Raw genomic sequence first — 23,316 nt, forward strand, 5'->3', positions numbered from 1 at the left:
CTCCACCACCACCCTCGTCGTTCCCGCCGAGTGCCGCCTTGGCGCGGGAACGACGTAGTGGGTTTTAAGTCAAAGCAATGCGCGTCTGATCCACATGCCACCAGCGCGGCAGCAGCTCGCGCACTTCGGGCTGGGCGAAGCGGTCGTCGATCAGGTACACCACGCCACGGTCGCCCTCGGTGCGGATCACGCGGCCCGCCGCCTGCACCACCTTTTGCATGCCCGGATACAGATACGTGTAGTCGTAGCCCGCCCCAAACGTGGCCTGCATGCGCTGGCGGATCTGCTCATTGACCGGGTTCATTTGCGGCAGTCCGAGTGTGGCGATGAAGGCGCCGATCAGGCGCGCGCCCGGCAGGTCGATGCCTTCGCCAAACGAGCCGCCCAGGACCGCAAATCCAACCCCACGGCTCTCCAGCGTGAAGCGCCCCAGAAAAGCGTCGCGCTCCGTTTCGGCCATGCGGCGCGGCTGGCGGAACACCGGGATGTCGGGAAAATCGCGTTGCACGCGGTCGGCCACCTGGTCGAGATAATCGAAGCTGCTGAAAAACGCCAGGTAATTCCCCGGCGCCTGCGCGTACTGGCGCGCGATCAGCGCCGCAATCGGCGCCACCGACCTGGCCCGGTGCGTAAACCGCGTGGAAATGTCGCGCACCACGTGCACGCTCAACTGATCGGCCACGAAGGGCGAGTCGATGTCGACCCAGGCCGTATCCGGCGGCAGGCCGAGTGCATCGCTGTAGTAGTTCCATGGACTGAGCGTGGCCGAAAACAGCGCCGTCGCATGGGCCAGCGCAAAACGCGGCTTCAAGAAGGGCGCCGGCACGATGTTGCGGATCGCGAGCGTCGACGCGTGCGCGCCGTCGCGCGTGCAGTCGACCATCGAGTGCTCGGCAAAGGTCTCGGCCAGCCGGGCGAAGTGCAGGGCGTTGAAGTAAAAACGCTGCAAGTCCGGCTCCATCGGCCCCGGGTTCTCCGCCAGGAAATCGGTGATCGCGCTCGATGCGGTTTGCAGCGCGTCGAGCAGCTTTGCGGGCGGCGCGTCGAGCACCTCGTAGCCGGCGCCGTCCTTCGACGGCCAGCTGCGCCCCACCTTGTCGAGCGCCTTTTTCAGGTGCGCCGGCGCCACCGCGCGCGCCGCCCGCAGCGCTGCGCGTTCCAGGTCGGCCGAATACATCTTGCGCGCGCGCGACACCATATTGTGCGCTTCGTCCACCAGCACGCTGACCCGCCACTGGTTGGCCAGGGCCAGCCCGTACAGCATCGCGCCCATGTCGAAGTAGTAGTTATAGTCGCCCACCACCACGTCGCTCCAGCGCGCCATTTCGCTGCCCAGGTAGTACGGGCACACCTGATGGGCCAGCGCGACCTCGCGCAAGCCTTCGCGGTCGAGCAGGGGAAGCTCGCGCGCCGCACTGCGCGCCGCCGGCAGCCGGTCGTAGAAGCCCCTGGCCAGCGGGCAGGAGTCGCCATGGCAGGCTTTGTCGGGATGCTCGCAGGCCTTGTCGCGCGCGACCAGTTCCAGCACGCGCAGCGGCAGGTCGGGGGCGCTGCGCTTGATCGCCTGCGCCGCGTCGAGCGCCAGCTTGCGGCCCGGGGTCTTGGCCGCGAGGTAAAACACCTTGTCCAGCCGGTGCAGCGGCGCCGCTTTGAGTACCGGGAACAGGGTGCCGACGGTCTTGCCGATGCCGGTCGGCGCCTGCGCCAGCACGCAGCGCGCGCCGCTGTTGGCGCGGAAGATGGTTTCGGCCAGGTCGCGCTGGCCCGGACGAAAGGCCGGATGCGGGAAGCGCAGCGCGGCCAGTGCCGCGTCGCGCGCTGCGCGGTGCGCCAGTTCCTGAGCGGCCCACGCCACGAAACGCTCGCACTGGTCGGCGAACGTGGCGCGCAGCTCGGCCGCGCTGCGGGTTTCGCGCAGCACGGTTTCGGTCTGCTTGCCGATGTCGAAGTAGACCAGGGCCAGCGACACCTGGTCCAGCCCGCGCTGCGCGCACAGCAGGTGCCCGTATACGCGCACCTGGGCCCAGTGCAGGTGACGGTGGTTGGCCGGCATGCGCTCAAGGTCGCCCCGATAGGTCTTGATTTCTTCGATCAGGTTCTGGGCCGGGTCGTAGCCGTCGGCCCGTCCGCGCACCAGCAGCGGGCCGTATTCGCCGGTCAGGCTGACCTCTTTCTGGTAATCCGGGCCGCGCCGCTCGGTCACCACGGCGTGGCCGGCGATGCCTTCCTGGGCGGTGGGCGAGGGCGTGAAGCGCAGATCGAGATCGCCCTGCTTGGCTGAAAATTCGCACAGGGCACGCACCGCCACGACGTAGCTCACGCGCGCCTCACGAACACGGCTCCGCCCACTGCAGGTAGCACACCGAAATCGGCATCTGGTGCGCGGCGCAGTATTCGATCCAGCGCAGCTGGTTGTCCTGCAGGCGGTCGCCCGGGCCTTTGACTTCGATCATGTTGTAGCGCCGCTCGACGGGCCAGAACTGGATCAGGTCGGGGAAGCCGTTGCGGTTGGCCTTGATGTCGAGCAGGATGCGCTCGCACCATTTTTTCAGGTGCGGCGCCGGGATGCAGGCCAGCGCCATGTCCAGCAGGTCGGTACCGAGCGCTTCCCAGGCCACGAACGGCGAGGCGATGCCGCGCTTGCCGTCGTAGTTGGCGCGGATGGTGTCCTGGTAGCGGCCGTCGTCGAGCTGGTCGAGGCAGGCGCGGAATTCGCGCTCGCGCCGGCGGTAGAAATCGGCGCTGTGCAGGTCGGCCGGGCCGCGGTGGAAGGGGTGGAAAAACGCTCCCGGGATCGCGCTGAAGACCGGGCCCCAGCACAGCAGGCCGAACAGGGAATTGATCAGCGCGTTCTCGACATAGAACACGGGCGCGTCTGCGCGCGCCAGGTGGTCGCGCACGATGCCCTCGACCCACCAGCCGGGTTCAGGCGGCATCGGCAGGCTCAGGTCGAGGCGCTCGACGAAGCGATTGCGGCGCGACGGCAGCGGCTGGTGCCCGAGCTTGCGGCGCAGACGCGGGGCGATGCGCAGCAGTTGCTGGCGCTCGGCATCGCTTTCGGGCGCGGCCTCGGCCCGTTCCAGCAGCGCATGCGCCTCGGCATAGCGCTCGTGCTTTTCCAGCACGCGGATGGCGCGCGCCCGCGCACCGGGAAAATTGCAGCAGGCGTACAGATCGAACGCCTGGCCCCACTCCTTTTGTTTTTCCACCTGCTGGGCGATCTGGAACATGAGCCGTTCGCGCCGGCTGTCGATCCACTCGTTGTCGAACGCGTCACGCGGCAAGCTCGCCAGCACCTCGGGCAGGGCCTCGCCGGCCCGAAAGCGTTCCTTGCACTGGTGCAGCGCCAGGTAGTCGTCGACATCGCGCCGCGTGCGAAAGCCGCGCGAGGACGCTGAAAACTCGACTTTTTCGTACTGGAACAAGCCCAGGTCGGACAGCACGAATTCGGTCCAGTCCTGGTGCAGGTTGCCGAAAAAGATCAGGCGCAGGCGGTCGCACAGGTCCTTGACGGTAATGCTGTAGACGGTATCGGGCGAGTCGCGGTACCAGGCGGAAAATGCGCGGGCGTCGCCGAACCCGTCGCGCAGGGCGGCCAGCTGCTCGCCCTTGCGCGCGTTCTTTTCGTGCAGGGACAGGCTGAAAATGGCGCCGATTTCGGCCTTGAGCAGCAGCTCGAACAGTTCGTCGAGCGTGATCACCGGGTCGCACCGGACCCAGCCGGTGGGCAGCAAGTGGCGCGCGGCCTCGATCGCGCAGCCGATTTCCGCGTAGTTCAGTTTGCTCGCGCGGAACACCGTGCCCTTGCGCATGACCATGCGCACCAGCAGCGCGCGCGAGGCTTGCGGCAGCGACGGGAACGTGGCGATAAACGCTTGCTCCTCATCGGTGAGCAAGTCGCTGTAGCGCCCGGCAATCCATTCCAGCACCCGGTGGAAGTTGTCCAGGTAGTAGAACTCATTCTCAAGAACTTTGCGCATCGTACTGCGGGCAAGCGACCGACACCTGTAATTATGTACAGTATATCGTCAGTGGCCGCCAAACCCCAGCAAAATCGCCGCGCGTGCATCGGTCCGTGGTTTTCAGGGTTCGCCCAGGTAGCGCCGGCCCGGCAGCGCCAGCCGGGCCGCCATGAGCGGCATCGGCTGGCCAAGGTAGCGCCGCCGCAGGCTGGCGTAGGAGCGCAGGGTGTCGAGCACGCCGGCGCCGGCATACCGGACGGGTGCGTCGGGCTGGGCAGGGACGGCGGCTGCGGCCGCCACCTTGCGTTTCACGGGGGCGTGCGGCGGCGCCTTGCGCGCGGCCTTGCGCGCCGCCTTGCGCGCCGCCGCGCCGCTTGCCAGCGGCTGGGACGTTTTTTTCGCTTTCAGGGCCATCTGCTTGAGCGCCGCACTGGCCGGTTTGCCGTGCTCGCGCACCTTGGCCGGCATCCTGAGCGCTGCCACCGGACGCGCCTGGGCCAGCGCCGGGGTGGGCTGCGCCGCAGCCGGCGCCAGCAGCACCAGCGGGGGTATCGGCTCCGGGGCGAGCACCGGCCGGGTGGGCGCCTCGTCCTTTTCATCGATGATCACCACCGGCTTGCCCTTGGCCGCATGGGCGGGGGCGGCCGGGTGCGGCGCGCCCTTGCCGGCGGCGGCGACCGCAAGCGCGCGCGGCGAGCTGGCGTTTTCGTCGGCCAGCAGGGCCACCAGCGCGATCAGGACCAGGACCGTGACGGCCGCCGCCACGGCCAGGCCCGCGCGCAGCTGGCGGTTTTTTGGCGCGCTGCCGGACGCGAAGCTGCGCCCGACGGCAGCATAGGCGCGCTGCTCGATATCGTGGGCGCGCCGGGTGTTCCGGCGCTGTTCGGACGGGGTGCCGGGATAGGTATTCGGGGCGGGAATGGACACGGAGGACTCCTGGAGGTGAGAACACGGACATTCCGATTAGAAACAATTCCCGCCGTAATGCTTCTGATATTTGTCGTGCTTTCGGGTCCGGCTGCACAGTCATTTGCGCCGCATCAACGATCCGTGGATTTTGCAACACTGCTGTAGTAACCAATCGTGTATTGAGTAATCGCAACCGACAGTATCATCGCCGATCCAATAATGGTGTTTGCACGCAAATGCCGTGACGCGGGTCGCGGCTCCACCGGGAGAACATAGTGAGAGATTTTGCACACATGGCGCTCGACCGCCTCGCGACGCGCAAGCGCATTGCCTTGCTGGTGCTGGTATTGGTGGTGTGCGGGGGCGTGGTGGCCTGAGGCGCGCTGGCGGACAAAAAAACCGCCGTTGCCGCAAAGCGCGGCAACGGCGGTTTTTTATCGGGGGGCCGGAATGGCGCTGGTCAGGCGGCGTTCTTTTCAGGCGGCACCACTTGCGCGGTGGCCTTGGCGATCTGGTCTTCCACCACCTGCACCGCCTGGCGCGTGGCCTTGGTTACCTGTTCGTAGCCCTGGAATGCATTGTCGATCGCGGTCTTGATGATTTCCACCGCATTTTCGCTGCCCGGCTTGACGTTTTGGGTCACGTCGTAGATCAGCGCCGTGAGGGTGCTTTTGGCTTCGGCGATATGGGCGTCGGCAGCCTGCGTGAATTCGCTGTGGATGTCGTCGATGATCACCTTGAGCTGTTCGCCGTACACCACCGCGCCCGCCATCGGCCTGGCGTGGGCCGCAGCGACGTCCATCGCCGCTTTCGGGTCCTTGGCCTGGCTCATTTCCTTGCCCATGGCCATGCTGCCTTGCACCGAATTTTTTGCAGTCGTCATGTTCAGCGAGACAACCTGTTCCACGCCCTGCACCGCTTTGCTGGTGAGCGCGTTAAAAGTCATCATCTGGAGTTCAAAAAGCGTCTTGGTGGCGGATGCAAATTGTTCGGGATTCGTAAACATTGACTTCTCCTCAGTTGGAATGGATGCAACGGACTGCTTTCAACCTTCTCCTCTGTATGTTTTTTTCCTATTATTTAGCAATAAGCAACTTCATGCAATGGCTATCTCGATAGGGACCGCCAGCCTTTTCCCAGCCGGGTCCGAGCGGGGTCTGGTGACAGACCAGCTTGCCGTCGGCCTTGCTGCGCCAGGTGAACCATGGTGCGGGCGCGGCCAGCAGCGCTGCGCAGGCGCAGGCGAGCAGGGCGGTGACACCGAGTTTGCGGAAAGTGATCATATGCCAGAGCGAGCATAGCCTGTTCGCGCCGCAAGTCAAGCGTGGCGCGCAGCTGGCCGGCTGTCAGCCGCTATCCCGGCCGCTCATGGCGGGCGCGATCGCCGGCAGGCGCAGGCGGAAGGTGGAACCCTTGCCAGGTTCGCTATCGAGTTCGATGCTGCCGCCCAGCACGCCGCTGACGATGTTATGCACCACGTGCAATCCCAGCCCCGATCCGCCCGAGACGGGCTGGGTGGTGACGAAGCGGTCGTACACGCGCAGCATCAGCGGCGCGGCGATGCCGGCGCCGTTGTCGGCGACCGACAGGACGATGCTCGCCTCCGGCCCGGCGCTGGCGCCGATCACGATGGTGCCGCGCGCATCGCTGGCAAAGGCATGCACCAGGCAATTGTCAACCAGATGGGGCAGCACCTCGGCCAGCGGGCCCGGATAGCTGTCCATCGCCAGCCCCGGCGCCACCTCGGTGCGGATCTCCACGTCGCGCTGGCGCGCCAGGATGCGCAGCGGCGGCAGCAATTCGGCGACCAGTTCGCACAGCATGAAGGCGCGCCGCTCCGAACCACGGCGGTCCACCGCCACCTGCTTGAAGCTGGCCACCAGCCGCGCCGCGCGTTGCAGGTTGCGCGCCAGGATCTGGGCGGCGTCGTCGGCCTTGAGCGCGGCGCCGCGCGCGATCATTTCCAGCAAACGATTCTGGCCGTGGCGCAGTTCGTCATCGAGAACGCGGCGTGTGCCGTCGACAAGGCCCACATGCAGCAGGTGCGTGTGCGGCGCCGGCAGCGGCAGCAGCCGTACTTCGCAGGTGATCCGGCGCCCGCCGGCGGCAAGGAAGCCGGCCTCGAACTGGCCCGCACGGCCGGCCAGCGCGCGCTCGATACGGGTGGCCAGCAGCTGCGCCGAGGCCTGGCCGTCAGGCTGGAACGGCGGGCACAGGTCGGCGAATGCGCGCGTCAGCGGTGTCTGTTCGTCCATGCCGAACAGCGCGCACGCGCCATGGTTGGCATCGACCAGGCAGCCGCTGGAAACGTCGACGAGCACCACATTATCGGGCGAGCGCGCGAGCAGGGCGCGGTAGTTTATGTGCAGTCGGGCGCTCGCGCGCGCATCGGGCGGCGCTACACGGGCGTTGCTGCATTCGGTTTCGGACGGCGACTTCACCACACAAACCATGGCATCCGGACAGGCTATCAGTGTAGCCACGCCGCACCGCCAGCGCAAATGTCAGCGTGCCGTGCGCAGGTAGTGGGCCGCGACCAGTTCGAGCAGCTTGTCGACCTGGGCTTCGGAGCGGTTGGTCAGCACCACGACCGACAGGCCATCGTCGACAAAGCGCGTGCTTTGCGTGGTGAACCCCTGCCACGCGCCATCGTGCCAGAGCGAGCGCCGCTCCAGCGTTGGCGAAGTTTCCCAGCCGAAGCCGTAGGGAACGGCGCTGCCGTCTTTCAGCGTGGCGGGCGTCCACATGGCTTGCTTGATGGCCGCGCCGAGCAGATGGTCGCCGTCGAGCGCAATATGCCACTTCGCCAGATCGCGCGCGGTCAGGTACAGGCTGCCGTCGGCGGTGGTGTTGAGCGTGGGCGAAACCCATTCCTGGTTCTTGAATGCGCCGTTGACCAGGTCATAGCCGGCGGCGCGGTGCGGCACGATGTCGCGTTCGCTGATGATGCGCGCCTGCATGCCCGCCGGCGCAAAAATGCGCTCGCGCAGTTGCTCGCCGTAAAACTTGCCGCCCACCCGGGTGCACAGGATGCCCAGCAACTGGTAGCCGAAATTACTGTAGGCCCATTGCGTGCCCGGCGCCCACTGGAGCGGCAGCGTGCTGCCCGCGCGTTGCAATTGCGCGTCGGTGTAATTCTGGTTCAGCTTGAGGATGTCGTCCGGATCGCCCAAACCGGCGGTGTGATTGAGCAAATGACGCACCGTGATCTTTTTCCAGGCCGGCGGCGTGCCCGCAAGGTGGCGCGAAATCGGATCATCCAGCCCCAGTTTGCCGTCGGCGGCCAGCAGCAAGACCAGCGCGGCGGTAAATTGCTTGCCGACCGAGCCGGATTGGAACACGGTATCGGGCGTCGCGGCGACCTGGTGCTCCAGATTGGACATGCCATAACCGGCCTCCTTGATGATCTGGCCGTTCTTGACGATGGCGATACTGGCGCCGGGAATCTGCTGGCGCGCGATTTCGGCATTGACGATATCGTCCACGGGGTCGGCGCGCACGCTGGCGGACAAGGCAAACAAGAAAACGGCCAGCAGGCGGCCAGGCAAACGAGCGGTCATTGGCGTCTTTCTGAATGAAACAGAGGGGGAGCGCATACAAGCGGGCGCGCAACGCAAAACGCCGCAGCCTTTATGCAAGGACTGCGGCGCTCATGGAATTTTGCGGGAATATACTAACCCGGTAGAGTGGTGCCCACGGAGGGACTCGAACCCCCACACCTCGCGGCACATGGACCTGAACCATGCGCGTCTACCAATTCCGCCACGTGGGCACTGATACAGCTACTACAACAGTTTTACTGCCAACTACTTGACTACTTGGTACTCTCAGGAAAACATCTTCCAGGGAGTGGTGCCCACGGAGGGACTCGAACCCCCACACCTCGCGGCACATGGACCTGAACCATGCGCGTCTACCAATTCCGCCACGTGGGCATTGATACAGCAACTGCAACAACTTTACTACTTGGTACTCTCAGGAAAACATCTTCCAGGGAGTGGTGCCCACGGAGGGACTCGAACCCCCACACCTCGCGGCACATGGACCTGAACCATGCGCGTCTACCAATTCCGCCACGTGGGCATTATCTTGCCTACTTCTTTTGCTGCAAACCGGCGTTGCCGCCGACTTCTGCTATCATACTCGCTTTCGGAGTTTTGCGCCAGACTAACTTTCGTTACTCTTTTTGCTCTACACCATGCAAATATGCTGCGTTTTTCTTCCGCGTCGACGTTGTGTTTCCGCGAAAGACCAAAATTATAGCCGAAAATTTGGAAATGTCACAGGCCTGAGCGAAGAATCTTTCAAAGCACGCTTCGGTTAGGCGAATCGGACCGACCTCCGTTACACTACGCCTATCACCGTGTCAATAATCACTGTGTCAGCTATCCGGTCAGGCATTTCCCGCGAGCGCTGCCAAAAACAATTATAGAAAACCATTTGAACCAAATTACTCATACCATTCCCAGCCGCGAGGACATTCTCGGCATTTTCCGCAACGCGGGCACGACGCTTGATCTTGAAGCCATCGCCCGCACGCTCAAGGTCAAGCCAGCCGCGCTGGAGGTGTTAACCAGGCGTTTGAATGCCATGCAGCGCGACGGCCAGATCCACGCCGACGCCGATGGCAATTACGCCCTGGCCGACCATTCCGGCTTCATCGCCGGCAAGGTCAGTGCGCACCGCGACGGTTTCGGCTTCGTCATCCCTGATGAACCGGGTGAAGACCTGTTCCTGTCCGACAAAGAGATGCAGAAAGTCCTGCATGGCGACCGTGTGCTCGCCAAAGTCACAGGAACCGATCGCCGCGGCCGCCTTGAAGGCACCATCGTCGAAGTCGTCACGCGCGCCAACAGTCATGTGATCGGCCGCCTTCTCCATGAGAACGGCGTCTGGATCGTCGCTCCCGAAGACAAACGCATCGGCCAGGACATCCTGGTGGCCGGTTCGCCGGGCAAGGCCAAGGCGGGGCAGATCGTCAGCGTCGAGCTGAGCGAGCAGCCATCGCGCTTCAAGCAGCCGGCCGGCCGCGTGGTCGAAGTGCTCGGCGACCTGGACGATCCCGGCATGGAAATCGAAATTGCCGTGCGCAAGTTCGGCGTGCCGCATATCTTTTCCGCCGCCGCGCTCAAATCGGCCGCCAAGCTGCCCGGCGAAGTGCGCGAAGCCGACCTGCAAGACCGGGTCGACCTGCGCGACGTGCCGCTGGTCACCATCGACGGCGAAGACGCGCGCGACTTCGACGATGCGGTGTACTGCGAGCCGGTCAAGGTCGGCAAGGCCAACTGCTTCCGCCTGATCGTGGCGATTGCCGACGTGTCCCATTATGTGAAGCCGAACGATGCGCTCGACGTCGATGCGCTCGAACGCAGCACCTCGGTGTATTTCCCGCGCCGCGTGATTCCCATGCTGCCCGAGAAGCTCTCGAACGGCCTGTGTTCGCTGAACCCGGCCGTCGACCGCCTCACGCTGGTGTGCGATGCCGTCATTTCGGACAAGGGCGAGATCAAGGCGTACCAGTTCTATCCGGCCGTGATCCACTCGGCCGCGCGCCTGACCTATAACGAAGTGGCCGATATCCTCGGTAACACCGCCGGTCCGGAAGCGGCACGCCGTCCAGCCATCGTCCCGCACCTGCTCAATCTGTACGATGTGTACCACGCGCTGCACAAGGCGCGCCAGGTGCGCGGTGCGATCGATTTCGAAACCACCGAAACCTATATCGTCTGCAATGCGCTGGGCAAGATCGAAAAGATCATTCCGCGCACCCGCAACGATGCGCACAAGGTGATCGAGGAATGCATGCTGGCCGCCAACGTTTGCGCGGCCGACCTGCTGATCCGCCACAAGCATCCGGGCACCTACCGCATCCACGCCTCGCCGACCAAGGAAAAGCTCACCCAAGTGCGCACCTTCCTCAAGCAGGTCGGCCTGAATCTGAACGGTGGCGACAAGCCGACCGCCAACGATTACGCCGAACTGATGAAGCAGATCAAGGACCGTCCGGACGCCTCGCTGCTGCAAACCATGCTGCTGCGTTCGATGCAGCAAGCGGTCTACAGCCCGGACAATATCGGCCACTTCGGACTGGCGTACGAGGCATATGCCCACTTCACCAGCCCGATCCGCCGCTATCCCGACTTGCTGACCCACCGCGCCATCAAGGCCATTTTGCTCGGTAAAAAGTACGAGCCGAAGGGCATCGACCTGACCGGTCTGAATTCGACCGTGTCGAACGCCGCGCGCAAGCAGCAGGCCAAGGACAAGGCCGACGGCAAGCAAAAGCACGAAAAAGACCTGACCATCTGGGACGCCCTGGGCGTGCACTGCTCGGCCAACGAACGCCGCGCCGACGAAGCGTCGCGCGATGTCGAAGCCTGGCTCAAGTGCTACTTCATCAAGGACAAGCTGGGTGAAGAATTCACCGGCGTGGTCTCGGGCGTGACCACCTTCGGCATTTTCGTGCAGCTCGACGCGCTGTTCGTCGAAGGCCTGGTGCACATCACCGAACTCGGTACCGATTACTTCCAGTACGACGATGCGCGTCACGAACTGCGCGGCGAACGCACCGGCAAGCGCTACCAGCTGACCGACCGCGTGACGGTGCAGGTCTCGCGCGTCGACCTCGAAGCGCGCAAGATCGACCTGGTGCTGGCCGGTAGCAGCGTGCAGGCCGATAGCGGTGCGGGCAAGCCGAAAAGCGCCGCCCACAAGGCACTCGACGCCAAGCCGGCCAAGTCAAGCAAGTCGGGCCGCTCGTCCGGCAAGAGTGCCGGTGGCAGCGCGGGCAACACGCCTTCGCGTTACGAACTCGACGAGAGCGTCGGCGCGGAAGCATCGGGCAGCAAGCCAAAACGCAGCAAGTCCGGGTCGACGGCCAGCAAGGCGCCATCCCGGTCGGCAAAACCAGCCGTTGGTACGAGCAATAAAACATCAAGCAAAACGAATAAGAGCAAGCGATAACACATGAAGAATAAAATGATTTTCGGGTTCCACGCGGTGACCTCGCGTCTGCGTCACGAGGCCTCGTCGGTGGAAGAGATTTTTGTCGATGCGACCCGCCAGGATCGCCGCATGCACGATCTCATCGCCAACGCCAAGGCGCTCGGCGTGCGCGTCATGCCGGTCGATTCGGCCCGTCTCGACAAGATCGTCGGAACCCGCCGCCACCAGGGCGTGATTGCCTTTGCCAGCCAGCTGGCGCTGGCACGCAACCTGGATGAACTGCTCGACGCCATCGAAGGTCCGCCGCTGCTGCTGATCCTCGACGGCATCACCGATCCGCACAACCTGGGCGCCTGCCTGCGCGTGGCCGACGGTGTCGGCGCGCACGCGGTCATCGTGCCGAAGGACCGCGCGGTTGGCTTGAATGCCACGGCGGCCAAGGTCGCCAGCGGTGCGGCTGAAACCGTGCCGTACATCACGGTCACGAACCTGGCGCGCACCATGCGCGAACTCAAGGAGCGCGACATCCTGCTGATCGGCACCACCGATGATGCGGACAAGGGCTTGTACGAAGCCGATTTCAGTGGTCCGGCCGCGCTCGTCATGGGTTCGGAAGGCGAGGGCATGCGCCGCCTCACCCGCGAAACCTGCGACGTGCTGGTTGGTATTCCCATGTTCGGCTCCGTCGAGAGCCTGAACGTCTCGGTCGCGTCGGGCGTCTGCCTGTACGAAGCACGCCGCCAGCGCATCGCGCGCGAAGGCCAGGTCTAAGTCCAGGACCGGGCACGCCGGCGCGGAAATATCCGTGCCGGCGCGCCGCTCCTCCCCCTATTTGCAGGTTCTCATCTTGTTGGTGCTGTCCGTGGTGGACTTGCACGCATTGGCCAGGTCGGTATGCGCGCCAAGGTAGTCCGCCCCTTGCATGGCGACGCAACACTGTAAATTTCTTGCAAGTATCATCATGCGCATCTGGCAAATTGACCATACATAAGCGGGAGACGGTCGGATACGCTACCATGCCTGTATCGCAACTGTCCCCACGTCCCTGTTTATGTTTTTACACCTGCGCGAAGATATCAAGAGCATCATTGAACGCGACCCGGCCGCCCGTAACGGATGGGAAGTGTTCACTTGTTATCCCGGCTTTCAGGCCATCATGATGCATCGCTGGGCGCAGGCTTGCTGGACCCGCAAGCTGAAATGGATAGGGCGCTTCATCTCGTATCTGGCGCGCATCCTGACCGGCATTGAAATCCACCCGGGCGCCACGATCGGGCGGCGCGTGTTCATCGACCATGGTTTCGGCGTGGTCATCGGCGAAACCGCCATTGTCGGCGATGACTGCACCATCTACCAGGGCGTGACCCTGGGCGGCACCTCGCTCAACAGCGGCACCAAGCGCCATCCGACCCTGGAACGCGGCGTCATCATCGGCGCCGGCGCCAAGGTGCTCGGCTCGTTCACAGTGGGCGAGTATGCCAAGGTCGGCTCGAATGCGGTGGTGATCAAGCCGGTGCCGGCCGGCGCCACGGCGGTCGGCAACCCGGCCCACATCGTCCAGAAAGAGGCCGACACGCGCGCGAGCGCGCATCTGTTCTCGGCCTACGGGGTCACCCCGAATGGCGACGATCCGCTCTCCAAGGCCTTGCATGGCCTGATCAATCACGCGGCGCGCCAGGACGAACAGCTGGACCGGCTGATGGCCCTGATGAAGAGCGCCGGAATCGCCTGCCAGAGCACGCCCGAGTGTGATAAATTGGATTCGGTAAAGCTCAATAAACTGGTCGAGTAAGGACACACGCATGACACTAGAAATAACGGGCGGCGCCGACGGCGCTGCCTTGCTGGACCCGTTTGAAATCCGCGTGCTGGCGGTGCTGGCCGAGAAAGAAGGCCTCACGCCAGACAATTATCCGATGTCGCTCAACGCCATCACCAATGGCTGCAACCAGCTGTCGAGCCGCGATCCGGTGATGCAGCTGTCGGATGAAACCGTGCAGGATGTGCTGCAGCGCCTGATGCAGCGCAAGTTCGTCAACGGCATCACCCAGGCCGGCGCGCGCGTGACCAAGTACGAGCACCGCATGCGCATCAAATGGTCGCTGGAGCAAGACAAGCTGGCCGTGCTGACGATCCTGATGCTGCGCGGCTTGCAGACGGCGGGCGAAATCCGCACCCGCAGCGGGCGCCTGCACGAATTCAAGTCGGTGGCCGATGTCGAGTCCTGCCTGCAATTTCTGATCGATAAATACCCGCCGATCGTGGCCCGCCTGGCGCTCGCGCCGGGCACCAAGGAGCCGCGCTACGGCCAGCTTCTGGGCGGCGACGCCGCGCTGTCGCAGCAGGAATCCGCGTTCGGGGTGGTCAGTGCGCCGGCCCAGGGCAGCAGGGTGGCGCAGCTGGAGCAGGAAGTCGCTTCCCTGCGCGCCGAGGTCGACGACCTCAAGCTGCAATTCCTGGCGTTCAAGACGCAGTTCGAGTAACTGGCGCCGGGCTCACCCCGGCCAGTACCTTCTCCACCAGGTCGCACGCCTCGTCCACCCCGGCGCTGGCGGCGGTCATTTTCGCCACCGCCTTGCAGCGGGTCGCGAGCGCCTGGTCGGCCGTCAGCTGGTGCAACTGGTCCGCCACCGCGCTGGCCGTATAGCGCTTCGGCGCGCTACAGCGGGCAACCCCGAGCCGCAGCGCGCGGCTGGCATTGTCGAACTGGTCGAACGCCATCGGCTGGATCAGTTGCGGCACGCCGGCCGCCAGCGCCTGGCTGGTCGAACCGATGCCGCCGTGATGGACAAACGCCGCCACGCGCGGCAACAGTGCCTTGAATGACACGTAATCGGCATGCGCCACGCCCGGGGGCAGCGCGGCCGGCAGCTGCGCTGTATGCGCGGTGATCAGGATGCCGCGCTTGCCGGACAGCCGGCACGCCTCGGCCGAGGCGGCATAAAACACGTGCGAGGTGGCGCGCCGGGCCGGCGTGTCCGCCACGGCGTGCTACCGGCATTTCGAGGACAAGGAAGCGTTGCTGGCGGCGCTGGCCGCCAAGGGCTACGCGGACTTCGCGCTGTACATCGAACAGGCTGCGGGCGGGGCGCAGGATGCCCTGGCCGCGGTCGGGCAGGCTTATGTCCGCTTCGCGCTGGAGCGCCCCGGGCGCTTTCGCCTGATGTACGGGCCGCTGATCGCCGACCGCAGCCGCCATCCCGGCCTGCCGGCGGCGGTGCAAGGCGTGACGCAGGCATTTGCGCGCATGCTGCAAGGCAGTGGCGGGGAGGGCAAGGATGTGGCGGTGATGAGCCTGAAGCTGTGGTGCATGGTGCACGGCCTGGCCCAGTTGCTGCTCGACGGAATGTTGCCGGGCCATGAGCCCGAGGTGCTGGCGCGCGCGCTGAGCGCGCGCCGTTCCCGCGCGGGGTCCGGCGCCCCGGGGCAACGGCGCGCTCGCGGCAAATGGGCCGGGCGTCAGCCTTCGTCGCGCAAGCGGCGCAGGCGGATCGCGGCGTACATCATCGCCATTCCGGCAACCGCCCCGACCCACGCGCCGGGCGACGCCAGGGTAGCCCAGGAATCGGCCAGCAGCCCATTGACGCGGTCGATCGCGACATGCGCACCGTGGCTACCCATCGCGCTGCTCTCACCGCCCAGCCAGCTGCCGGGCGCCAGGCCGAGCAGGATGCGCCCCACCACCGTTTGCATCAGCGTGCCGGCAGCGGGCCCGGCCCCCAGCACATAGGTGATCCACTTGACCAGCACGAGCGCAATCACCGGCACGCCCACGGCCCACAAAAAGACCTTGGAGCGGGCCCAGGCCGACACCATCAGCAGCCAGCCGACCGTCGGCAGCGCCCAGATCATATACACCGGCAGCATGCCCAGCGAGCGCAGCGGGGCCAGCAGGAAAATCGGGCTGGAGAGCACCGGGCCGAACAGGTTCACTCCGTTCAGCGCCGCGATCGCGCCGGCGAACAAGACCAGCAGCACCGAGGTCGCCGTGCTCACGCCAATGACGATCAGGGGCGCCACCATGGTCACCGTGATCACTTTCGACAGCACCGTATGCGTGTCCGACAGCGGCAGCGACTTCCAGAACAGGATGCTGCGGTCGCGCCGCTCGTCATACAGCGCGGCCAGGCAGTAGAAAAACGTGGACGCGGCCAGCAGCAGCAATAGCGGCGAGGCCGCCAGCAGGCTGAGCGTGGCGAGCAGGTCGCCCACGCCGGCCAGGCCGCCAGGCATGGCCGCGCGGCCCGCTGCCGCTGCCGCCAGCAGGTGGCGGAAGGGCGCTTCGGACCAGTACATGCCAAAGCCCAGCGTCAGGGCGGTGACGCCGACCATGACGACCGCGAGGATCACGGGCGCGTAAAAAAACGCTCCCTTGTGCTCCCAGAACTCGCGTTTAAGCAGCCATTTCAGGGTATTCATGCGTAGCTTCCTTTCATGGTCGCGACGAACAGGTCGGCGACGCTGGGATTGCGGGTTTCGCCAAGGGCGGCGAGCTGCTCGCGCGCCACGCCGTCGAACAGCATGACCGACTTGCCGAACACGGTGCGCTGGTCGATCGGCTGCAAGGCGCTGGCGGCCTTGACTTTGTCGGGTGCGACCATGACCTCGACGAAACGTGCCCCGACCTCGTCCATCGAGGCCGACAGCACGATCTTGCCGTCGCGGATGAACATCAGGTCGGTGAGGATGTGCTCGACCTCCTCGACCTGGTGGGTGGTGATGATGATGGTCTTGTTCTCGTCGAAATAGTCTTCCAGCAGGTTCTGGTAAAACTGCTTGCGGTACAGGATGTCCAGGCCCAGGGTCGGCTCGTCGAGCACCAGCAGCTTGGCGTCGATGGCCATCACCAGCGCCAGGTGCAGCTGCACGATCATGCCCTTGGACATGGCCTTGACCTTCATCTCCGGCTTGAGCTTGGTCGCGGCCAGGTAGCGTTCAGCCTTGGCGCGGTCGAAGCGCGGGTGCACCCCGGCCACGAAGGCGATCGCCTCGGATACGCGCAGCCAGCGCGGCAGGATCGCCACGTCGGCGATGAAGCACACTTGCTGCATCAGCGCATCGCGCTCGGTGCGCGGGTCGAAGCCGAGCACCGACAGCGTGCCCTCGAACGCGGTCAGGCCGAGCGCGGCCTTGAGGGTGGTGGTCTTGCCGGACCCGTTGGGGCCGATCAAGCCGACGATCCTGCCGGCGGGAATCTCGAAGCTGATGTTGTCGATCGCTACCGACTTGCCGTAGCGCTTGCTCAAGCCACGGGCTGTCATGACGGCGTTCATGATTTGCCTCCGTCTTGCGGGCGCAGCAATTGGTCGACATCGAGGCCGAGGCGGCGGATACGTTCGAGCATGGCCGGCCATTCTTCGCGCACGAAGCGCTCGCGTTCGCTGGCGAGCAGTTTTTCGCTCGCGCCTTCGGTCACATACATGCCAATTCCCCTTCGTTTTTCCACAAGTTGCTCGTCCACCAGTTCCTGGTAGGCGCGCGAGACGGTGATCGGATTGAGCTGGTATTCGGCCGCCACCTGGCGCACCGAGGGCAGGGCGTCGCCGGCTTTCAGGGCGCCATCGAGCATCATGCCGATGACCTTGTCCTTGAGCTGGCGGTAGATGGGCGTGTTGTCGTTCCAGCCGATCGTCATGGCGGGCCCTTCCGGTGGTGTGGTGCTGCCTGGTGAGACATGATTCCTCCCTGTTGGTGAGGTGGTGAGGTGATTTGATGGTGATGTAGTTAACTATAACACCGAAGCTCAAAAATGGAAGAATAATTTGACGGGGCAAGGGAGACGCGGCTCGACCTTGAGTGAGGGAATGGCTGGTTCGCTTGCAGCTCAGGGCATTTCCGGGAAATGGCGTGAGTCGGGTCTACAAAGAAAGGTGTGGTTTATTTTCTTCGTGTAAATATTATCAAGAAGTTTCTGTTGCATTCACGACCACAAGTATCTTTAAGGACAACAACACCATGCGGCATGACTCGATCCAGTCGGTTTCCCCTCGTTTTCAGGCGCTGTCGCGCTCCACGGCGCTGTTGCTCTGCTGCGCGCTGGCGGCATGCAGCGGCTCTGGCGGCTCGTCGCCTGCGCCTTCGGCGGTACCGGCACCGACACCGGAAACGCCGGTGGTTCCCGTCGCGCCACCGCAGGCGTCACGTTTGCCGCACGTGCTCTCCGGAGTTCCCTCCTTGTTGCAATCACCGGCGGGCGTTGCCGTCGATAAGGATGGCAATACGTTTGTGATCGATTCGACCAGGCAGCTTGTCCTGAAAATAACGCCCGCAGGGGTAGTCACCACGCTCGCCGGCTCCGACTTGTCGTACGGCAGCCAGGATGGGCAAGGGGCCGACGCCAGCTTTCGGTTCACGAAAAACTCCGGCATGCTGATCGACAGGGCAGGGAACCTGATTGTCGCGGACACTTGCAATTTTTCGATACGGCGGATTACCCCCCAGGGAATGGTGAGTACCGTGGCCGGTACTCGTACGGCAGGGTGCTCTGGCCATCCGGAAAGCCGCGACGGCGTGGGGGCGGGCGCATTGTTGCAGGCTCCCGAGAGCATTGCGCTCGACATCAATGGGGATTATCTGGTCGCGGAAGGCGCGACGCACGTGGTGCGGCGCGTCACGCAGGACGGCACGGTGACCACCATAGTGTGGGCCCAGCCCGATATGAATGGTCCGACCGTCCCCAGCAAGCTCCGTGGGCTGGCCGTTGACCGGAACGGCATCATTTATTTCTCCAGTCGGGAATTGATCTATCGGATCAAGGATGGGGAAGCCTTGCGCTGGGCAGGTACGTTGGAGCGTAGCGCACCCGACGGGCCACGTCTGAACGCCAAGCTCGATATGGTCACCCACATGGCATTCAATGCATCCGGCGATCTGTACCTCAGCGACTCTTCGTCGGTCCGGAAAATTTCATCCGACGGCATCGTGAGCACCGTGGCGGGGAAGTGCGACAGTCCAGGCGCCGGCGATGGGAATAAAAACGTTGCGCGTTTCAGTAGCCTGGGTGCGCTGGCCTTTGATCCCCAAGGGCAGATGATCGTTGTCGACGGTTCCGTCATGCGCAAGGTGTCGATGGGGGGCGACGTCAGCACCTTCGCGGCGACGCCAGCGACCAGCGGCATGCTGGACGGACCGGCTGGCGTAGCGCGCTTCCAATACGGGATCAGCATGGCAGCCGATTCCAAAGGAAACGCATACGTTCTCGACCCCCATGCGAACGTGGTGCGGCGGGTCAGCCCCGACGGAACGGCGAGCTTGTTGGCGGGGGTTGCAGGGGTCCGCAACAGCGCGGAGCGGGGACGCGTTCGCGCCGACGCGTTTGCCGAACAAAAATCGATCGCGGTCGATGCCAGGGACGTGGTGTATGTCTCCGATGTCGACCGGATCGTCAGGATCGAGGACGGTGTCCTGATCACGGTGGTGGCGCAGGACGAGCGCACGATGGTGGAACATATTGCGGTCGATTCGGTCGGCAATATCGCCACGGTCGGGCGCACGGGGGTGCGCGTGCTGAACCCGCGCGGCGATATATTGATCACGGTCGAACAGAGCGATGTCGCCAAACTGGCACCGCCCGCACGGGAGTTGTATGGCTACCGCCCCGCCGGGGTTGCCTTCGATGGGGCTGGAAACCTGTATATCGCCGATCTGGAAAGCCATACGATCCTCAAGCGCGACACGCTTGGCCATGTCTCGGTTTTTGCGGGCACCTTCGACGCTGACGGCAACGCCGATGGCGCCCCCGGCATGGCACGCCTGGGCTTCGACGGCCCGGTGCACATGACGTTTGTCCCGAATGGCGACATGTACCTGACCGGCTCGGGCAAGGTGCGCAAGATCACCCCGGATGGCACGCTATCGACGCCTGTGCTGGCCTGGAGCTACCCCAGCCTGACCAGCATCGCGTACAGCCAGAAACGGTTGCTGGGCATGACCGGCTTCGCCGTCCTCGAGACCCCGCTGCCGCAGTAAGCAGCGCCGCGCGCAGCCGGCCTTGTTGGCGGCTGCGCGGCGCCCCGCTCCGAACATATGAGTAGTGTTGCGCAAGCAAAATCGGTATATTCCGCCTTCTCAGATATTTTCCAGATAGATAAAAGACCCAATGCCACACAACCAACTGCCTTTTCCCCCTTCGACGGCAGCGCGTCGCGGCGCTGCACTGCTTGCATGCCTGTTTTTCACGGCCTGCGGTGGCGGGGGCTCGGGTGGCTCGTCCACCCCGGCCACCCCCGTCGTGGTGGCGCCGCCGGTGTGACCGACTACATGGCCGCAGGCGACGACGACATGGCCGCGCTCGGCATCACCTGCATGCAGTCCGTGCGCGCCGGCAAGGAAACCGTGCTGCAGGTTCCGACCGGCATGGCTCTCGACAAGGCCGGCAATACGTATATCGTTGACCGCGCCAAGCAAGTCATCTTCAAGCTCTCGCCCTCGGGCGCGATGTCGGTGCTGGCCGGCTCGATCGGCAACTACGGCAGCCAGGATGGCGCTGGCGGCGCGGCCAGCTTCAACTTCAACCACCAGTCGCGCATCATCGTCGACATGGCCGGTAATTTGATCGTGACCGATACCTGCAACAACACCTTGCGCAAGATTACCCCGGGCGGCGTGGTCAGCACGCTCGCCGGCGTGCGCGAACCGGTGTGCCAGCCAGGTACCGGTGCGATACCGATCCAGGACGGCACGGGCGCGCAAGCGCTGTTCGGGCGACCTGGCGAGATCGTGCTTGACGTCAATGGCGACTACCTCGTGATCGAGAAGCTTGGCATCCGCCGCGTGACCCCGGCCGGCGTGGTGAGCCGTGTTATCTGGACCAATGATCCCGCGAACGAGCGGAAAATCAGCGGGCCATCGCGCATTGCGGTGGCCGGCGACGGTTCGCTCTACGTGGTTGAAAGCGCGCGTATTTATCGCATCGCCGGTGGCTTGGCCAGTTTCATCGCCGGCGGCGATTACGCCAAGGAAGGCAGCGTACGCGACGGCACCGGCGCCGCAGCCAGTTTCAGGTCGCCGCGCGCCCTCGCGGTCGATGCGGCGGGCAATGTCTATGTCAGCGATTACGACACCTTGCGCAAGGTCACCCCGCGCGGCGTGGTCACCACGGTCGCTGGCGACGCCAAGGGCGGCGACGTGCGCGACGGCACGGGAACGCAGGCGCGCTTCTCGTACATCAGCCAACTGTTGATCAATTCCTCGGGCAACGTACTGGCGCTCGATACCGGCGCCCCGGCGATCCGCACGATCACGCCGGCCGGCGTGGTCACGACATCGGCCGCCACGCCGGTGACCAGCGCGAGCGTGGACGGCAAGGGCAGCGCGGCGCGCTTGAACCGGCGCGATGGCACCGCCGCCGATGCGGCCGGCAATCTGTACATCGCCGATTACAACACCAACCTGGTGCGCATGGTCAGTCCGGACGGCGTGGTGAGCGTGTTTGCCGGCAATGGCGTCAAGGGCGCTGTCTTTACGCATCCCTACAGCATTGCGATCAGTCCGAACGGCGCCGTGTATGTGGCCGACAACGAGAGGATTTCCCGGATCGAGCGCGGCGCGACCACAACGGTAATGGCGCATTCGCATGGCGGCAGCGACGTGGTCGATATGGCAGTCGATGCCGAAGAGAACCTGGCGATAGCCGGCTATTCCTGGGTGCGCCAGGTGGCGTCGTCGGGCAAGGTGACCGAACTGCTTGGCGATGCAGGCTATCGGCCTGGTGACCCGAACGACCTTTTCGTCGAGCCGGCCAGTATCGCCTACGACCGCCTTGGCAACCTGTACGTGGCGGATATCAGCCGTGTGGCCGTATATAAATTGAGCAAGGCCGGCAAGCTGACTGTGTTCGCGGGCTCGCCCGGCTGGATGGGCGACCGTGACGGCCCCGTCGGCACCGCCATGCTGGGCTTTCACGGGACGGTGGAAATGGCGTTCGCGCCGAATGGCGACATGTATTTGAGCGGGCAGGGCTTGCTGCGCAAGGTCAAGCCGGACGGCAGCGTATCGACCCCGGCGCTGGCATGGGGCAAGCCGGTGCTTGGCGGTATCGCCATCGGCAATGGCATGCTGATCGGCATGACAGGCTTCGCCGTGCTGCACACGCCATTGCCGGCCGACTGACGGCAGCCCGTTGCGGCCTCGCCGGCCGCAACGCCACGGTGCGCGCTGCGCCGGCCGGTTCAGCCGATGACTTTGCCGTCGAGGTCGTGGCGCGTAATGGCGCCATCGTCGCCGATGGCGATCCAGCCGCCGCGCGGCGGCTCGCCATCCGGTTCCCAGTCCGGCAGCACGTAGCGGCGCGTGCCATCCTTCTCGTGCAGCGCCGGGCGGTGCGTGTGGCCGTGGATCATGACCTTGGTGCCGGTGGCGGCGAACAGCGCGTCGATCGCCTGCGGCGTGACATCCATGATGTCCATGGTCTTGGTGCTGTGCGCTTCCTTGCTGCCTTCGCGCAGGTTGGCGATGATCGCCTTGCGCTGGGCCAGCGGCATGGCGAGAAATTGCGCCTGCCAGGCCGGCTGGCGTACCTGCCTGCGAAATTCCATGTAGTTGATGTCGTCGCTGCATTCGGCGTCGCCATGCACCAGCGTGATGTTCTGTCCGCCGATGTCGGCGATGTGCGGCTCGGCCAGCAACGCCATGCCGGCGGCGTCGGCAAACGCCTGGCCGACCAGGAAGTCGCGGTTGCCGGCGATCCAGTAGACTGGAATGCCGGCGTCGCGCACGGCGCGGATGGCCGTGGCGATCTGCCGGTGCAGGGGTGCGTCGAGGTCGTCGTCGCCCGCCCAGTACTCGAACAGGTCGCCCAGAATGTACAGCGCGCGCGCGGCCATCGCGCGTTCTTCCAGGAAAGCGAAGAAGGCCTCGACCGTGCGCGGATGCGCGGCCTGCAGATGCAGGTCGGAGATAAACAGCGCGAGCGTTCGCGCGGGCAGGGTCATCGCTGCACTGCCGGTGTGGTTTGCCCGCGCATCATGCTTAAATAACCGTGATTTTTTCGATGATCACTGGCTCGACCGGCACGTCGGCGAACATGCCGCTGTTGGCAGTCTTGACCTTGCGGATCTTGTCGACCACGTCGGTGCCTTCGCTGACCTTGCCGAACACGGCGTAGCCCCAGCCGTCCTGGCCTGGATAGTCGAGGAAGCCATTGTTCTTGACGTTGATGAAAAACTGGGCCGATGCCGAGTGCGGCGCCGAGGTGCGGGCCATGGCCAGGGTGTACATTTCGTTCTTGAGGCCGTTCTTGCCTTCGTTTTCCACGGTTTGCTCGGCTGGCTTTTGTTTCATGCCTGGCTCGAAACCGCCGCCCTGGACCATGAAGTCGCCAATGACGCGGTGGAAAATCGTGTTGTCGTAGTGGCCCTTGGCCACGTAGTCGAGGAAGTTGGCAACCGATTTCGGTGCTTTTTCGGCGTCCAGTTCGACGGTGATGTTGCCCATGTTGGTGGTGATGAGTACGGCCATATTGGTGTCCTGTTGGTTAGTTGTTGTGAGGGTGCTTGCATGC

19 protein-coding genes, 3 tRNA genes and 1 pseudogene are annotated in these 23,316 nt (G+C 64.6%); 7 read left to right on the forward strand and 16 right to left on the reverse strand.

Features of this window, described 5'->3' with window-relative positions:
• Positions 1-64 precede the first annotated feature (64 nt).
• The 10 genes from PO883_RS09145 to PO883_RS09190 all read right to left on the reverse strand — a co-directional run bounded on the left by PO883_RS09145 (position 65) and on the right by PO883_RS09190 (position 8,954).
• The gene (locus PO883_RS09145; protein ID WP_289309484.1) at positions 65-2,320 is read right to left on the reverse strand and encodes an ATP-dependent DNA helicase; all 2,256 of its coding nucleotides are present in this window, start codon (positions 2,318-2,320) and stop codon (positions 65-67) included.
• 7 nt (positions 2,321-2,327) lie between these two features.
• Positions 2,328-3,980: a VRR-NUC domain-containing protein gene (locus tag PO883_RS09150; protein WP_289309485.1), complete on the reverse strand. Its 1,653-nt coding sequence runs from the start codon at positions 3,978-3,980 to the stop codon at positions 2,328-2,330.
• A gap of 102 nt (positions 3,981-4,082) precedes the next feature.
• Positions 4,083-4,889, reverse strand: a complete 807-nt coding sequence (locus tag PO883_RS09155; protein WP_289309486.1) for a hypothetical protein — start codon at positions 4,887-4,889, stop codon at positions 4,083-4,085.
• Positions 4,890-5,331: 442 nt separating this feature from the next.
• Positions 5,332-5,877, reverse strand: coding sequence for a TIGR01841 family phasin (gene phaP / locus PO883_RS09160; RefSeq protein ID WP_167086705.1), 546 nt, complete (start codon positions 5,875-5,877; stop codon positions 5,332-5,334).
• Between the two features lie 70 nt (positions 5,878-5,947).
• Positions 5,948-6,154: a hypothetical protein gene (locus tag PO883_RS09165; RefSeq protein WP_099880217.1), complete on the reverse strand. Its 207-nt coding sequence runs from the start codon at positions 6,152-6,154 to the stop codon at positions 5,948-5,950.
• Between the two features lie 63 nt (positions 6,155-6,217).
• Entirely contained in the window at positions 6,218-7,354 is a 1,137-nt protein-coding gene (locus tag PO883_RS09170; protein WP_289309487.1) for a PAS domain-containing sensor histidine kinase, read from the reverse strand.
• 21 nt (positions 7,355-7,375) lie between these two features.
• Entirely contained in the window at positions 7,376-8,431 is a 1,056-nt protein-coding gene (locus tag PO883_RS09175; protein WP_289309488.1) for a serine hydrolase, read from the reverse strand.
• A 127-nt stretch (positions 8,432-8,558) separates the two neighbouring features.
• Positions 8,559-8,643: transfer RNA gene (locus tag PO883_RS09180), tRNA-Leu, on the reverse strand.
• 78 nt (positions 8,644-8,721) lie between these two features.
• Positions 8,722-8,806, reverse strand: a tRNA-Leu gene (locus tag PO883_RS09185).
• Between the two features lie 63 nt (positions 8,807-8,869).
• A tRNA-Leu gene (locus PO883_RS09190) sits at positions 8,870-8,954 on the reverse strand.
• A 357-nt stretch (positions 8,955-9,311) separates the two neighbouring features.
• On the opposite strand from PO883_RS09190, the gene rnr reads away from it, so the two are divergent.
• The 4 genes from rnr to PO883_RS09210 all read left to right on the forward strand — a co-directional run bounded on the left by rnr (position 9,312) and on the right by PO883_RS09210 (position 14,299).
• Positions 9,312-11,834, forward strand: a complete 2,523-nt coding sequence (rnr, locus tag PO883_RS09195) for a ribonuclease R (RefSeq protein WP_289309489.1) — start codon at positions 9,312-9,314, stop codon at positions 11,832-11,834.
• A gap of 3 nt (positions 11,835-11,837) precedes the next feature.
• On the forward strand, positions 11,838-12,587 hold the full coding sequence (gene rlmB, locus PO883_RS09200) for a 23S rRNA (guanosine(2251)-2'-O)-methyltransferase RlmB (RefSeq protein WP_167086708.1): 750 nt from the start codon (positions 11,838-11,840) through the stop codon (positions 12,585-12,587).
• 280 nt (positions 12,588-12,867) lie between these two features.
• Positions 12,868-13,608 (forward strand): serine O-acetyltransferase, encoded by a 741-nt coding sequence (cysE, locus tag PO883_RS09205; RefSeq protein WP_289309490.1) that lies wholly within the window; start codon positions 12,868-12,870, stop codon positions 13,606-13,608.
• Between the two features lie 10 nt (positions 13,609-13,618).
• The gene (locus PO883_RS09210; protein ID WP_289309491.1) at positions 13,619-14,299 is read left to right on the forward strand and encodes a YceH family protein; all 681 of its coding nucleotides are present in this window, start codon (positions 13,619-13,621) and stop codon (positions 14,297-14,299) included.
• On the opposite strand, the gene PO883_RS09215 is transcribed toward PO883_RS09210, so the two are convergent.
• Positions 14,280-14,801 (reverse strand): nucleotide disphospho-sugar-binding domain-containing protein, encoded by a 522-nt coding sequence (locus tag PO883_RS09215; protein WP_289309492.1) that lies wholly within the window; start codon positions 14,799-14,801, stop codon positions 14,280-14,282. The two genes, PO883_RS09210 and PO883_RS09215, sit on opposite strands and share 20 nt — an antisense overlap.
• On the opposite strand from PO883_RS09215, the pseudogene PO883_RS35075 reads away from it, so the two are divergent.
• Positions 14,791-15,174: pseudogene (locus PO883_RS35075) on the forward strand (TetR-like C-terminal domain-containing protein); the annotation flags it as partial. The gene PO883_RS09215 and the pseudogene PO883_RS35075 overlap by 11 nt on opposite strands.
• A gap of 101 nt (positions 15,175-15,275) precedes the next feature.
• On the opposite strand, the gene PO883_RS09220 reads toward PO883_RS35075, so the two are convergent.
• The 3 genes from PO883_RS09220 to PO883_RS09230 are packed head-to-tail and all read right to left on the reverse strand — an operon-like array spanning position 15,276 to position 17,451.
• Complete coding sequence (locus PO883_RS09220; RefSeq protein ID WP_289309493.1) at positions 15,276-16,235, reverse strand: hypothetical protein; 960 nt, start codon at positions 16,233-16,235, stop codon at positions 15,276-15,278.
• Positions 16,232-17,089 carry an ABC transporter ATP-binding protein gene (locus PO883_RS09225; RefSeq protein ID WP_289309494.1) on the reverse strand — a complete coding sequence of 286 codons (858 nt, stop codon included), beginning with the start codon at positions 17,087-17,089 and terminating at the stop codon, positions 16,232-16,234. Before PO883_RS09225 ends, PO883_RS09220 begins: the two co-directional genes overlap by 4 nt.
• Positions 17,086-17,451 (reverse strand): GntR family transcriptional regulator, encoded by a 366-nt coding sequence (locus PO883_RS09230; RefSeq protein WP_289309495.1) that lies wholly within the window; start codon positions 17,449-17,451, stop codon positions 17,086-17,088. The genes PO883_RS09225 and PO883_RS09230 overlap by 4 nt, the downstream gene beginning before the upstream one ends.
• Positions 17,452-17,663: 212 nt before the next feature.
• Between PO883_RS09230 and PO883_RS09235 the strand changes: the two genes are divergently transcribed.
• Positions 17,664-19,784 (forward strand): hypothetical protein, encoded by a 2,121-nt coding sequence (locus PO883_RS09235; RefSeq protein ID WP_289309496.1) that lies wholly within the window; start codon positions 17,664-17,666, stop codon positions 19,782-19,784.
• Between the two features lie 279 nt (positions 19,785-20,063).
• Positions 20,064-21,926: a hypothetical protein gene (locus PO883_RS09240; RefSeq protein WP_289309497.1), complete on the forward strand. Its 1,863-nt coding sequence runs from the start codon at positions 20,064-20,066 to the stop codon at positions 21,924-21,926.
• 59 nt (positions 21,927-21,985) lie between these two features.
• Here the strand turns inward: PO883_RS09240 and PO883_RS09245 are convergent, their stop codons facing one another.
• On the reverse strand, positions 21,986-22,747 hold the full coding sequence (locus PO883_RS09245; RefSeq protein ID WP_289309498.1) for a UDP-2,3-diacylglucosamine diphosphatase: 762 nt from the start codon (positions 22,745-22,747) through the stop codon (positions 21,986-21,988).
• Between the two features lie 37 nt (positions 22,748-22,784).
• Entirely contained in the window at positions 22,785-23,273 is a 489-nt protein-coding gene (locus PO883_RS09250) for a peptidylprolyl isomerase (protein ID WP_289309499.1), read from the reverse strand.
• Positions 23,274-23,316: the final 43 nt, after the last annotated feature.

It is taken from the genome of Massilia sp. DJPM01 (assembly GCF_030348125.1).
GTDB classification, from domain to species: Bacteria; Pseudomonadota; Gammaproteobacteria; order Burkholderiales; family Burkholderiaceae_D; genus Telluria_A; species Telluria_A frigida.